Below are 13,412 nucleotides of genomic sequence, written 5' to 3'. Positions count from 1 at the left end.
TAATATCAGGTGTTATAATCTGATATAAAGGAGTGATTTTTTCATGTCAAAATCTAAAATTACAGCAATCGGTACATATGCTCCGGCACGCCGATTAACAAACGCGGATTTGGAGCGCATCGTCGATACATCTGATGAATGGATCGTCCAGCGCACCGGTATGAAGGAAAGACGCATTGCCGGCGAACATGAATTCACATCGGATTTGTGTGTGGAAGCGGTGAAAAACCTTGCAGAACGATACAGCGGAACTCTTGATGATGTCGATATGATCCTTGTCGCCACAACGACGGCGGACTATGCGTTTCCAAGCACCGCGGCACGCGTGCAGGCTTACTTCGGCTGGCCGCAAACGGGGGCGCTTGATATTAACGCCACATGCGCCGGACTCACTTACGGCCTTCAGCTCGCAGACGCATTAATTACCGCCGGTTCCCATCAAAAAGTGATTGTCATTGCCGGTGAAACATTATCAAAGGTAACGGATTATACTGACCGGACGACCTGTGTTCTTTTTGGAGACGCTGCTGGCGCCCTATTGGTGGAACGCGATGAATCAGCGCCGGGCTTTTTGGCAGCCGTGCAAGGAACAGCGGGAGGCAGCGCGGACGTGCTGTATCGCACGGGACTGAGCGCAGAATTAAACGGCGAGCCGCTTAAAGGCGGAGGAAACATGGTGCAAAACGGGCGCGAAGTATATAAATGGGCGGCCAGAACCGTGCCTGAGGAATGCAATGCCCTTTTAGAAAAAGCCGGCTTTTCAAAAGACGATCTGGATTGGTTCGTTCCTCACAGCGCCAACATGCGGATGATCGAATCCATCTGTGAAAAACTGCCCTTCCCGCTTGAACGGACATTGACAAGCGTTGAATATTACGGCAACACTTCATCGGTTTCTATTATTCTCGCTTTGGACGAAGCTGTGAAAGCGAAAAAACTGTCGGAAGGCCAGACGCTGGTATTATTCGGGTTCGGCGGAGGATTGACGTATACCGGACTGTTGGTGAGATGGGGATTTTAATAGTACGACGATCGAAATCTAAAAAAAAGAGGCCCTGACCATCTGCTCAGAGCCTCTTTTTCTTATGCTGTTATTTCTTCTTCCGTTTTGTGTTCTTTTTTGCTTTGCACCGTAAAATACACGATGGTCAGCGCGATCATGACAACGGCGATGCCCAACAGAATGGATGCCTGCTGCCACATATAGCCGTAATCGCCATTTGAAATGACGGCGCGGAACCCGTTGATGCTGTAAGTCATCGGCAGTGCCCCGTGAATCACTTGATAGAATCCCGGCAGGAGTTCAAGCGGGAAGGTTCCTCCGCTTGCCCCGAGCTGGAGCACCAAAATGATGACAGCGATAAAGCGTCCCGGATTTCCCATCGTTGTCGCCAATAATTGAATCATGGACAGGAACGCGATGCTGGTAATCATCGTAAAGAGATAGAACCTCCAAGTGCTCTCCACATCAAGCCCGATTCCTTTCAACAGAACCGTGGCGACAATAACGGATTGAATCAGTCCGACGAGCAGAATAACGCTGAATTTGCTGAGGAACCATTCAAAACCGTTTCTCGGACGCCCTGAAGCTTCACTCAGAGGGAACACGACCGTCAGCATCAATCCGCCGACATACAAGCCCATAGAGAGAATATAAGGCGTCAGTCCGGTACCATAGTTAGGCACGGAATGAATCGCGTTATCGTCCGTTTTTACCGGATCGGCAAACATGCTGTACGTTTTGTCATCTGTCTTAATGTCCCCGGTTTGATCGGCCGCATCTTTCAGCTGGCTGGACAATTGTCCGGTTCCGTCTAAAAGCTTGCTTAAACCGGTGCCGAGAGACGCTTGACCCTGCTCAATTTTGGACGAGCCGTCATGGATTTTGTTTTGCGCGTCCAGCAGTTTCGTTAAGCCGCCTGATACTTGGCCGCTCCCTGACACTAACGCTTCTGATCCTGATTTGAGCTGTCCGAACTTGCTGTTGTATTCGCCGATGCCGGCCGTCAGTTTGTTTTGGCTTTCAAAGACGGTCTGCGCTCCGCTGTACAATTTATCAGTTCCCGCTGTCAGCTGGTTAATCGCGTCTTGTACCGCCGCTGCGCCGTTATACAGTTTCGATGTGGACTGAGGCAGTGCTTTCAGCTGATCAGCCTTCGCTTTTACATCTTTGAGCGCGCTTTTTATGACTGACATATCCGGAAGCTGAATATCTCCGCCGGACGGAAGCTGGCTGACGATATTGTCTAAATCCGGAAGGTCGGCCTTCGGAAGCTTCTCATTCAGTAGCTGAACAAGTTTCGCTTTTTGCTCATCCGTTAAGAAATCACTGTCCTTAATCACCTTTTTGACCGCGTCATCCCGGGCATCCAGGTTGTTTTTCAGATCAGAAAGCTTCTTCTTAAACTGCTGCAGGTCCTTTTCAGTCTGCTCGAGCTGCCCAACCGCGTTTTCAATGTCTGACAGGTTGACTGAATTGATCGCATCTTCAAATGCCGCCGCTTTTTGCGACACTTCCTGCGCCTTGCTGTTTAACGCGCTTAATCCATTCGTTAAATCCGGAAGCTTTTGCTGGAGCTGCTTTTGTGCGTCAAGGCTCGTTTTCAGCCCGCTGGCCACTTGGCCTCCTCCTGAAGCAATCTGTCCTGATTTATCTTGAATTTCGGCGCTTGCGCTCTGAAGTTTTGCGATAGAGCTGTCAAGCGTTTGAATTCCGCTTGTCACTTTCGCCGCTCCGTCTGCAAGCTGCTGCGTTTTATCGCTGATGGTGGCGGTGCTTTCAGTAAGCTTCGCTAAATTTTCCTTCAGCTTGGCGCTGCCGTCTTTCGCGTTTTTCGTGCCGTCGTCTATTTTCTTGGCTCCGCTGCTGGCTTTGCCGAGCCCTTTGGCAATATCTTTAAAGTTATCAAAAATGACTTTTGCGTATTGCTCTGTCACTTCTTTCGACACGGAGGCTTTCAGTTTGTCGATCGCCTTTTCCCCGATTGTCGCGCCGACATAGTTTGATCCGGCATTCGTATGATATTTCAGATCCAGCTTCTTCGGATTTTTATCCATTACCGTGCTGGCGTTTTTCGAAAAATCTTCAGGAATCTCGACCAATAAATAATATTTAGCATTTAATAAGTCCTTTAACGATTGATCAAGATCGCTTGAAAAATGCCAATCAAAATTATCATTTTTCTTTAACTCTTTCACAAGATCGTCACCGATCTGAAGATGTTTCCCTTCGTAGTCCGCCCCTTTATCCTGGTTGACAACGACAACCGGCAGCTGATCCACCGTGCCGTACGGGTCCCAGTACGCCTTCAAAAACACTCCGCTGTAGATCAGCGGAACGAATAATATGGCAATGATGGGGATTAACAGTTTCTTGTTCGTTACAATGTCTTTCCACTGGCTTTTTATTGTATTCAACCCTGTTGCCTCCTTCCGCAAACTGACTCATTTGACAAAACGGTCACGGCACCTAAAAAGTGAAGGATCATCTATTATTTAGATAATCCTTGACCAACATACATTTCCAGCAATTCGGCGATCGTCTCTTTTTCAAGAGGCGGATGGTTTTTTTCCCAGTCAAATATCAGCGCGATGTAGAGCTTGAGCATCACAAAAGCGGTCAGTTCCGGATCACACGGTTTAATGCTTCCGTTTTCAATGGCTGTTTCTATCTTTTCTTTAATGTATGACAGAATGGCCCGCTCCATTTTCGCAATGACATCCTGAACGGCTATTGTACCAATCTCGGCGTTCTCCTGAAAAATTTTAATAGTCAGCTGGTGTGTTTTTCTGAATTCCAAAATCGCGACAAGCGCCCGGTGGACATTTTCGTGAAATGAAAGCTCCGGTTTCATCGCTTCGTCTGCGTGTTCCTTCATTTCTCTTAAAATAGTGGTGAAAATATCATCAAACAGTTCTTCTTTGTTTTTGAAAAACGTGTAGATGGTTCCCTTCCCCACATTTGCAAGCTTTGCCACCAGATCCATTGTCGTTGCTTTGTAGCCGAATTGTGTAAAAGACTTCGTTGCCGCTTCCAGAATGAGCTTTTTCCGATCGACGGACATGTTTCCCACCTCGTTAAATTGACCGTTTGAACGTTTTAGTCATTTTGTACATAAGATAACTTATCACAGTCGCAAAGAAGATTCAAATGTTTTTTCTCTTTACTGGTGTTCCCTTTACAGAACGGGAACATGCAAAAAAACCTCCGTTTTACGATAACGGAGGCTGGTACGTTTCAAATAAATAAGCCAGTGAATCATATACGGCGGCTTTTCCCTGGTCGATACAGTCGGGGATGCCCACCCCTTCGAATGACGCGCCCGTCGCGTATACGCCCGGATAGGAAGCTTTCAGCGCATCTCTGAACTCTTTGATGCGCTCCTTATGGCCAACATGGTATTGCGGCATGCTTTCGTTCCAGCGGGTCACACAGGTCATTTCCGGTTCGCCATTCATTTTCATTACTTTTTTCAAATCTTCCATTACGATTTTAATGATCTCGTTATCTGAAAGATCTACGATGGATTCATCTCCGGCCTTTCCGACGTACGCCCTGAGAAGCGTTTTGCCCTCCGGCGCCGCGTGCGGCCATTTTTTATTCGTCCATGTGCAGGCCGTGATGGAGAAGTCGCTGTTTCTTGAGATTACGAATCCCGTACCTTCATGCTCCATCTTGACGGCTCCCTCAGGAAAACCTAAGGCGACGTTGGCAACGGACGTAGAATGCATGTCTTTGAGACATGAAACCGCCGGCAGATCAGAAAGCATTTTCGCCGCGGCTTTATGCGGGGCTGTTACTATGCATCCTTCCGCATAGAGCACTTTGCCGTTATCAAGCGTCACGGAATATCCTTTCTCCTCGCGGCCGATATGGGTGACTTTCGTTCCTTTCATCACCTTTGTCAGCGTAAGCTGCTTTTCCAGCTCCTCCACCAACGTTTGAAGCCCTGTCGTCAGCGTTAAAAACTGGCCCTGCTTTTTGGCCGTCAGCTGCTGTCCCGAAGGCTGCGGACGTGATTTTTTCATACCGAGAATCAGGCTTCTGTGCTTTTGCTCAGTCTGATAGAATTGCGGAAACGTAGACATGAGGCTCAGCTTATCAATATCTCCGGCATAAATCCCTGATAATAGCGGTTCTATTAAATTCTCAACAACTTCGTCACCGACGCGTCTGCGGAAAAATTCACCCAGAGACTGATCTTCCTTCGGTTTGCTCGCAGGCAGGACAAAGTCAAGCGCCGCCCGCGCTTTTCCGGGAACAGAAAATAAACCGGTGGAGATGAACGGAGCGATTTTGGTCGGAATGCCCATCACCGCGCCCTTCGGCATCGGATGAAGCGTCTCGTTGACGAGCACGTAAGACTGGCCGGTCGCATTGTTGACGAGCAGATGCTCAAGCCCCAAATCCTTGACGAGCTGCGGCGCGCTTTTTTTCCTTTCCAAAAAAGAATCCGGGCCCCGCTCAATGATGTAGCCGTCTTTATGCGCCGTCTGAATTTTGCCGCCGGCTCTCGGGCCTGCTTCGATCAAGGTGACCTCAAGCGGCAGCTGTTTTTCTTTGATTTCTTTTTCCATGTAGAAGGCGGCGGCTAATCCCGTTATGCCGCCGCCGATGATGACCAGATGTTTTTTATCGCCACTCATTTTTATCGCCTTCTTTACCGTTTAATTCTACTTGTCCAGCTCTTTCAGCACGACCGCTGCAAGCGCGTCGATAAATTCAGGCTGTGCGTTCGGCATGGCCGGACGATAGTAGCTTGCGCCGACTTCTTCAGTCACAGCTTTGCATTCATAATCATTATCGTAAAGCACCTCTAAATGATCGGCAACGAAGCCTGCGGGCACGTATACAAATGCTTTATAAGGATGCTTTTGATACAGCTCGCGCGTAAGATCCTGCACATCCGGCCCGAGCCACGGATCAGGGGTGTTCCCTTCGCTTTGCCAGCCGACTGCGTAATCGGTAATTCCGGCGCCTTCGGCAATCAGTTTTGCGGATTCCTCCAGCTGGTCAGGATACGGATCGCCGTATTCTTTAATTTTTTCAGGAAGGCTGTGCGCTGAGACGATCAGCATCGCGTCATCCCGTTCTTCTTTCGGCATTGATTCATACGTTTTCTTCACCTGGCCGACCCAATAATCAACGAATTTCGGTTCATCATACCAGCTTTCAACGGACTTGATGGTCAAGCCGCCGAGCTTCTCCGCTTCTTCTTTCGCGCGTTTGTTGTATGACTGGACGCTGAATGTTGAAAAATGAGGGGCGAGCACAAGGCTGACAGCTTCTGTAATGCCGTCTTTATGCATGTCCGCCACCGCGTCTTCAATAAACGGTTCAATATGTTTTAATCCGATATACACTTTGAATGTTACATCATCCTGGATTTCATTTAAACGCTGTGCGAGCTTCTCCGCCTGCTCCTGCGTGATTTTCGCCAGCGGAGAAATGCCTCCGATCGCTTCATATCTGTCTTTTAAATCTTGAAGCATATGAGGCTCCGGCTTTCTTCCGCGTCTGATATGCGTATAATAACGTTCTATGTCCTCTTCTTTGTAAGGCGTTCCGTAAGCCATGACAAGAAGTCCCATTTTCTTTTTGCTGCTCATTTTGTTAAACACCTCTTTTGATGGTCTGTCTACCTTGATTTTGACAGGAAAATCTACTTATAACCAACGATCTGCTCAGGAAGATTGTTCCGTTTTTTTGGCAGCGGAATATTCATGTACAAACGCCGTCAGCTTTTTCAGCGTTTCCGGATTGACATCAGGGAATACGCCGTGCCCTAAATTGAAAATAAACCCGTCCGCTTTCATGCCTTGATCAAGTATCGCTTTCGCTTTTTTCTCGATGACTTCCCAAGGCGCAAGAAGAAGCGACGGATCAAGATTGCCCTGAACCGTTTTTGTAATGCCTTGTTTTCTGGCGTCATCTATGCCGAGTCTCCAATCAAGACCGACGACATCAAGAGGAAGGTCATGCCAATCCCCGGCCAGATGGCTTGCGCCTACGCCGAACATGATCAGCGGAACTTGCTCTGCAGAAAGCTCCCGGAAAATTCTGTCCATCACCGGTTTTATAAACTGCCGGTAATCTTCGCGGTTCAGCGCGCCGACCCATGAATCAAAAATCTGAATGGCTTTTGCGCCGGCGTTAATCTGCGCTTTTGCATAAACGATAATCATGTCCGCGAGCTTGTCCATCAGCATTTGCCACGCTTGCGGCATACTGTGCATAAACGCTTTTGTTTTGTTGTAATTTTTAGAAGGCCCGCCTTCAATCATATAACTGGCCAGCGTAAAAGGCGCTCCCGAAAAACCGATGAGCGGAACATTCAGCTGTTCGTTTACGAGTAATCGGATCGTTTCCAGCACGTAAGGAACATCCTGTTCGGGATTCAGTTCGCCGAGCTTTTCAATATCCGCAGCAGAGCGCACCGGCTGATCGATCACCGGGCCGATTCCGTTTTTTATTTCAACATCCACTCCGATATAAGGAAGCGGCGTCATAATGTCTTTATATAAAATGGCAGCGTCCACTCCGTACTGCTCGACCGGGAGCCTCGTCACATACGCGCACAGCTCGGGCTGATGCGTAATTTCGACTAAGCCGTACTTTTCCTTCAGCTTGCGGTATTCCGGCTGCGACCTCCCCGCCTGTCTCATGTACCAGACAGGGACGTGATTTGTCTTTTCTCCCCGTGCCGCTTTTAAAAACGTATCATTAAACGCTTCTCGTTTACTCATCTGAATTTCCACCTTTCCTCCTGCAACCATACGTTCGTGTTCTTCGCCCATTACACTATACCTTGTTTTTTCAAAAGCGTATAGAATTGAGGCTTAATGTTCAAAAAATCGCCGAATTCATGATTAAGAAGAAAAAAGCTTCGGCTGAACGTATTCCGTTCCCTCTCCTTCTTGATCCGTCTGTGAATTATATGGAACGACTTTGTATGAAGCCCCTGAAAACAGATTGGCGTACGGTATGTCAAAGCTGCCTTTTCCTTTCACCGAATCCAGAAGCTTGTCTTTTCCGTCTTTCTTCTCATATATTCGGTAAACAACCCGATCATCCTTTTGAATATCCCATTTTAATTGAACCGTAATCAGTCCCATCGCCTTAAATGTATAACGGGCCGACAGGGACTTTACCGCCTCCAGCTCAATCGGGCTGCCCAGTTCCTTCACATTTTCAGGCTTTTTGAATGTCCGGCCGTTTTCCCCCGCTTTTGTAACGATATCTTTAAAGAGTCTGACCGGGTATTGGCTTCCGCCTTTCAGGTAATGGGTTTTATCCGTTTTGTCATAGCCCATCCAGACGGCTCCCGTCAGTCCGGGAGTGTATCCCGCAAACCAGGCGTCCTTTGTCGCGCCGGGGACGCCGGTAAATGTGGTCGTGCCGGTTTTCCCCGCCAGGTCACCTTGATAGCTGCCTTGTGAAGCGGTTCCTTCTTTTACGACCTGCTGAAGCATTCTCGTCATATTCCATGCCGTCTGTCCGCTGAAGACGCGCGTTTTGCCGTTTTTAGGCCCGGACAACGTTTCTCCGTCTTCGTCCGTGATGTTCTCTATAAAAAATGGCTTCGTATACATTCCGCTTGCCGCAAAGGTATGATAAGCTCCGGCAAGCTGAAGCGGGGTGACGCCTTCAGACAGACCGCCCAGCGCAATCGCGAGTCCGTTGTCAGAAATGTTCATACCGTTTTTCTCAAGATACGATTTTCCCATATCTACGCCGATCTGCTTCAATGTCCAGACAGCGGGCGCATTTATGCTGTAAGTGATCGCATCCTGCATCGTCACTTCCCCCTTGTACTGTCCGTCATAATTTTTCGGTTCATACCCGTCGTAGGACGTGAGTTTGTCTTGGAGAAGCGAATACGGTTTGAACTTGTCTTCCTGCATGGCGGGACCGTATACGGCAATCGGCTTAAACGTTGAGCCCGGCTGCCGCTTCGCCGTAACCCTGTTGTATCCTTTTGTCACGTAGTCGCGTCCGCCGACCGCCGCGCGCACGCCTCCGGTTTTATTATCAATAAAGACGGCGCTTCCCTCTGCCGCTTGATCCGTCCCCGGAAAATAGCCGCTTTCCTTCATGAGGGTGTATGCCGTTTTCTGCAGCTTGGAATCAAGTGACGTCCGGATCGTATAGCCGCCTTGAAGCAGCTGTTCACCCGACATCGAATAACGGGATTCCGCCTCCTTGATGACAAGATCGATATAACTGTCAAACCAAGGCGTTTCTGATGTTTTCTTGACATGAAGCCCCAATGTCCGGCCCTGGGCTCTGACGGCTTCCTTGGCGCTGATATAGCCTTGGTCGTTCATCATTGCAAGAATCGTATCGCGGCGTTCTTTATTTTTATCCGGATGCTGAATCGGCGAATAAAGAGATGGCGCCTTCGGAATCGCTGCCAGAACGGCTCCTTCCGCAACGGTTAAATCTTTTACTTCTTTATTAAAGTAGTAGTGGGACGCGGCTTGAATGCCGTAAACGCCATGGCCGAAATAAAGCTGGTTCAGGTACATTTCAAGCAGCTTGTCCTTGCTGTAATCACGCTCAAGATTGATGGCGATAATGACTTCCTTCGTCTTGCGCAAAAATGTTTTATCATGAGTCAGAAAAATGTTTTTCGCCAGCTGCTGGGTGATCGTGCTTCCGCCTTCCACCTTGCCGCCTGCTAAAACATCCCGGAACACCGCCCGGCCGACAGACTTCACATCAATGCCGTGATGTTCGTAAAACCGTTTATCTTCAACGGCGATAAAGGCATCTCTCACATCTTCCGGAACCTGCTGAATGGATACCGGCTCGCGATTTTCCGTATAGAGGCTCGCGATTTCATCACCGTTTTGATCGACGATTTTTGAAGATGCGTGCAGTATTAATTTCTTTTCATCGATGACATAATGGCCGAGAAATATAATGATAATGTATCCGATTAACGCGAGAAAAGCGGTTGCCGCCGCAATTACAGCCGGAATAAAGAATCTTTTTTTCTTTTTCAGCATAAGTCACCTCGCCTTTCTTAACTTGTAGTATGGGAAATATTGTTTCGAATTATGTCAGAATGAGTCGCCAATAGAAACTTATACCACTCTTTTGATATACTAGCAAGCAGGAGGTGGCTGATATGAAGGTTTATATTACATACGGGACAGCCGATTTTTTAAAGACGATTGCAAAGAAACACCCGAGTGAGAATATGGTGCTGATGCAAGGTGAGGATAATGCGGTTTTAATTCATGAAACAAATGGAGAAACCGTTTTTCAGGCGCCCCATTCCTATGAAAGCATCGACAGCGTCGGGGAAATCAAAAATCCGGGCTACGCCGTCCTCAACAACATCGCCGTTACCCAGGAAGGCCGTCCGCTGTTTGAAAACCGGTTTAAAAACCGCGCCGGCAAAGTGGAAAATGAACCCGGTTTTCAAGCCATCCGCGTATTAAGACCGCTCGAAGGCGATACGTATGTCATTTTGACCCTGTGGGAAGAGGAAAAAGCCTTTCAGGATTGGCAGCAGTCAAACTCTTATCAGGAAGCTCATAAAAAACGCGGAACATCTGCCGGCATCGACACGACGTCTATTTTCTCCCGGCCGTCTTATGTAACCGCTTATTACGCAATAGACTAAAAAACCGCCGGAGATTCTCCGGCTTTTTTAATGTCCCGATTTTACGCTTCGTTCTTGCACCTTCCGCCCGCCTATGAATACCCTGTAGCAATCCTATTTATAAACGGAGTGGTTCAATTGGGGATCGGCGTCTACTCGGTACATCTGCTTTATGTTGCTTTTATCGCGGCCATTATCGTTTTTATGCTCCTCAGGAAAGATACAACCTTTATTTCACTCGCCGGCATTTTTGTGATTGCGCTATGGACGACGCATTCATTCTCCGCTTCGGTCAGCAGCCTGTTTCACAGCTTCACGTATGCCGCCGGAGAATTGCTGCCGACGATTTTTATCATTTGTTTTATCGTGGCGATGAGCGGCCTCTTGACCGAAACCGGTATTAATGAAGCGATGATTTCTCCGTTTGCAAAGCTGATGAAAGGGCCGGCTGTCGCGTATTGGGTTATCGGCTGTCTGATGTTTGCCATCTCTCTTTTTTTCTGGCCGTCACCCGGGGTGGCGCTGATCGGCGCTGTGCTGCTTCCCGCAGCGATCCGGGCGGGCCTTTCTCCGATCGCCGCGGCTATGGCGATGAACCTGTTCGGCCACGGATTCGCTTTATCGGGGGATTACGTCATTCAGGCGGCCCCGAAATTAACGGCCGATGCCGCGGGCATTCCCGTGGGCGATGTCATGCAGGCAAGTATTCCGCTCGTTTTGATCATGGGGTTAACGACGACAATCACCGCTTTCTTCCTCATCATGCGGGATCGAAAAAAAACGAAGGCCCCCCTCTCCTTGGACAGCTCCGGTTCTTTGGACACAAGTATGTATCTGCCGAAAAAACTCAGGGTGATCCTGGCGGTTTTCATTCCGCTTGTTTTTCTCGCCGATATTATCTGCATGATTGTATACCGTCTGCAAGGAAACGAGGCGACGGCACTCGTCGGAGGAACCGCGATCGGCATTCTCCTGATCGTTCATTTCATTGTATATAAAGAGCGGCATTTAGAAAAGATCACCGAGTATTTTATCGGCGGTTTTCAATTCGGCTTTAAAGTATTCGGCCCCGTCATTCCGATCGCGGCCTTCTTTTATCTCGGTGACGCGGGGTTTAAAAGTATTTTGAACACCCCGCTGCCGAAAGGATCTGCGGGGATCGTCAATGACCTCGGATTGGCCCTGTCCCATTCTTTTCCGATGTCCGGAGAATTCGCCGGCATCGCCCTGGCAGCAGTCGGTGCGATTACCGGGCTCGACGGGTCAGGGTTTTCCGGTATATCTCTTGCAGGCTCGATGGCAAAGCTGTTTTCCGCCGCGCTTCATACGGACCCGGCCGTTTTAACGGCGCTGGGCCAGATTTCAGCGATCTGGGTCGGGGGCGGAACATTGGTCCCTTGGGCACTGATCCCCGCTGCGGCTATTTGTAAAGTTGATCCGTTTGAGCTTGCCAGGAAAAACTTTATCCCGGTTGCGGCCGGGCTAGTCGTCACAACGATCGCCGCCATCATCATTCTCCCGTAGCAAAAGGATTGAAATCTTCTGACATTTTCTATACAATCATGGGAAAAGCAGACGAGGGGGCATCGCTTTTGACGTTAACGACACTTCAAAAAAGCTTAAACGCTCAGCTTGACGGGCTGTATGAGGAAATGGTTGAAATCAGGCGTCACCTTCACATGAATCCCGAGCCATCGTTTAAGGAGAAAAAAACACCGGCGTTCATCGCCTCATTTTATGAAAAGCTCGGCGTCCCCATCCGGACGAATGTCGGGGGCAACGGTGTCACAGCCTATATTGAAGGCGGTGAACCGGGACCGGCCGTGGCACTCAGAGCTGATTTTGACGCTCTGCCGATACAGGATGAAAAAGATGTGCCCTATGCTTCACAAATTCCCGGCGTCATGCACGCCTGCGGGCATGACGGCCATACCGCGGCTCTGCTTGCTGTCGGAAAAGTGCTGTACCGCAACCGGGAAAAACTGAAAGGGTCATTTGTGATGATCCATCAGCACGCTGAGGAATTATCTCCCGGCGGAGCACAAGCAATGATTGAGGATGGCTGCCTCGAACATGTCGATGCCATTTTCGGCACTCACCTTTGGGCGACTGAACCCGTCGGAACGGTCTTATGCCGCCCGGGCCCAGTGATGGCCGCCGCTGACGGCTTTACGATTAAAGTCATCGGCAAAGGCGGCCACGGCGCGATTCCTCACGATACGAAGGACGCCGTTTTAATCGGCTCACAAATCGTCACGGCTCTTCAGCATATCGTCAGCCGGCGGGTAAATCCGGTGCAGCCGGCCGTCATCTCAGCCGGCTCATTCATCGCTGAAAATCCGTTTAATGCGATTGCCGATCAGGCAGTCATATCAGGCACCGTCCGCTCGTTTGACGAAAGTGTGCGCAGCCTGCTCGAAGCAGAAATAGAAGCCGTCGTAAAAGGAATCTGTTCCATGCACTCCGCTTCCTATGAATATCGTTTCAAGCGCGGTTATCCCGCCGTCGTTAATCATCCTGAGGAAGCGGCGCACGCTGCGGCAGCCGCAGCGGAAACAGACGGCGTCACGAAGGTCGTTGAAGGAGAGCCGCAGATGGCCGGAGAGGATTTTTCCTATTATCTGCAGCATACAAAAGGCGCATTTTTCTTTACGGGCGCCGCTTTAGAAAACGCGGAAACCATTTATCCTCATCATCATCCGAAATTTGATTTTAATGAAAAAGCGATGCTGACGGCCGCCAAGGTGCTTATCGGTACCGCGGTGAGCTACCCCCGCTGACATAAAAAACAGCCGGTAC

At 49.2% G+C, this 13,412-nt stretch carries 10 protein-coding genes; 4 read left to right on the top strand and 6 right to left on the bottom strand.

The window, feature by feature from the left end; genetic code table 11:
* The first annotated feature begins 43 nt into the window (after positions 1-43).
* Positions 44-1,021: a beta-ketoacyl-ACP synthase III FabHB gene (fabHB, locus tag NYE50_RS05890; protein WP_014417343.1), complete on the top strand. Its 978-nt coding sequence runs from the start codon at positions 44-46 to the stop codon at positions 1,019-1,021.
* Positions 1,022-1,083: 62 nt separating this feature from the next.
* Here the strand turns inward: fabHB and NYE50_RS05885 are convergent, their stop codons facing one another.
* The 6 genes from NYE50_RS05885 to NYE50_RS05860 all read right to left on the bottom strand — a co-directional run bounded on the left by NYE50_RS05885 (position 1,084) and on the right by NYE50_RS05860 (position 10,011).
* Complete coding sequence (locus NYE50_RS05885; protein ID WP_021494936.1) at positions 1,084-3,417, bottom strand: YhgE/Pip domain-containing protein; 2,334 nt, start codon at positions 3,415-3,417, stop codon at positions 1,084-1,086.
* Positions 3,418-3,491: 74 nt separating this feature from the next.
* Positions 3,492-4,064: a TetR/AcrR family transcriptional regulator gene (locus NYE50_RS05880; RefSeq protein WP_003155219.1), complete on the bottom strand. Its 573-nt coding sequence runs from the start codon at positions 4,062-4,064 to the stop codon at positions 3,492-3,494.
* Positions 4,065-4,212: 148 nt separating this feature from the next.
* A complete protein-coding gene (gene hemY / locus NYE50_RS05875) occupies positions 4,213-5,646 on the bottom strand; it encodes a protoporphyrinogen oxidase (RefSeq protein ID WP_014417341.1) in 1,434 nt (477 codons plus the stop codon).
* 27 nt (positions 5,647-5,673) lie between these two features.
* A complete protein-coding gene (gene hemH, locus NYE50_RS05870; protein WP_003155221.1) occupies positions 5,674-6,609 on the bottom strand; it encodes a ferrochelatase in 936 nt (311 codons plus the stop codon).
* A gap of 75 nt (positions 6,610-6,684) precedes the next feature.
* Positions 6,685-7,746 (bottom strand): uroporphyrinogen decarboxylase, encoded by a 1,062-nt coding sequence (gene hemE / locus NYE50_RS05865; RefSeq protein WP_014417339.1) that lies wholly within the window; start codon positions 7,744-7,746, stop codon positions 6,685-6,687.
* A 123-nt stretch (positions 7,747-7,869) separates the two neighbouring features.
* On the bottom strand, positions 7,870-10,011 hold the full coding sequence (locus NYE50_RS05860; RefSeq protein WP_159353976.1) for a transglycosylase domain-containing protein: 2,142 nt from the start codon (positions 10,009-10,011) through the stop codon (positions 7,870-7,872).
* A gap of 122 nt (positions 10,012-10,133) precedes the next feature.
* Here NYE50_RS05860 and hmoB point away from each other — a divergent pair, with 122 nt between their 5' ends.
* The 3 genes from hmoB to NYE50_RS05845 all read left to right on the top strand — a co-directional run bounded on the left by hmoB (position 10,134) and on the right by NYE50_RS05845 (position 13,393).
* Positions 10,134-10,634 (top strand): heme-degrading oxygenase HmoB, encoded by a 501-nt coding sequence (gene hmoB, locus NYE50_RS05855; protein WP_017417382.1) that lies wholly within the window; start codon positions 10,134-10,136, stop codon positions 10,632-10,634.
* Positions 10,635-10,751: 117 nt separating this feature from the next.
* Positions 10,752-12,137: a membrane protein gene (locus tag NYE50_RS05850; RefSeq protein ID WP_017417381.1), complete on the top strand. Its 1,386-nt coding sequence runs from the start codon at positions 10,752-10,754 to the stop codon at positions 12,135-12,137.
* A 68-nt stretch (positions 12,138-12,205) separates the two neighbouring features.
* Complete coding sequence (locus tag NYE50_RS05845; RefSeq protein WP_159353974.1) at positions 12,206-13,393, top strand: M20 family metallopeptidase; 1,188 nt, start codon at positions 12,206-12,208, stop codon at positions 13,391-13,393.
* Positions 13,394-13,412: the final 19 nt, after the last annotated feature.

Origin of the sequence: Bacillus sp. EU55, assembly GCF_038005925.1 — a bacterium.
GTDB lineage: Bacteria > Bacillota > Bacilli > Bacillales > Bacillaceae > Bacillus > Bacillus velezensis.
Note: the sequence above shows the minus strand (reverse complement) of the source record. Positions and strands in the feature narration are given on the sequence as shown.

Bases quoted from the DNA above. Each gene is read 5' to 3' on its own strand.
- fabHB (WP_014417343.1), top strand. From the start codon at position 44: ATGTCAAAATCTAAAATTACAGCAATCGGTACATATGCTCCGGCACGC.
- NYE50_RS05880 (WP_003155219.1), bottom strand. From the start codon at position 4,064: ATGTCCGTCGATCGGAAAAAGCTCATTCTGGAAGCGGCAACGAAGTCT.
- hemY (WP_014417341.1), bottom strand. From the start codon at position 5,646: ATGAGTGGCGATAAAAAACATCTGGTCATCATCGGCGGCGGCATAACG.
- hemH (WP_003155221.1), bottom strand. From the start codon at position 6,609: ATGAGCAGCAAAAAGAAAATGGGACTTCTTGTCATGGCTTACGGAACG.
- hemE (WP_014417339.1), bottom strand. From the start codon at position 7,746: ATGAGTAAACGAGAAGCGTTTAATGATACGTTTTTAAAAGCGGCACGG.
- NYE50_RS05860 (WP_159353976.1), bottom strand. From the start codon at position 10,011: ATGCTGAAAAAGAAAAAAAGATTCTTTATTCCGGCTGTAATTGCGGCG.
- hmoB (WP_017417382.1), top strand. From the start codon at position 10,134: ATGAAGGTTTATATTACATACGGGACAGCCGATTTTTTAAAGACGATT.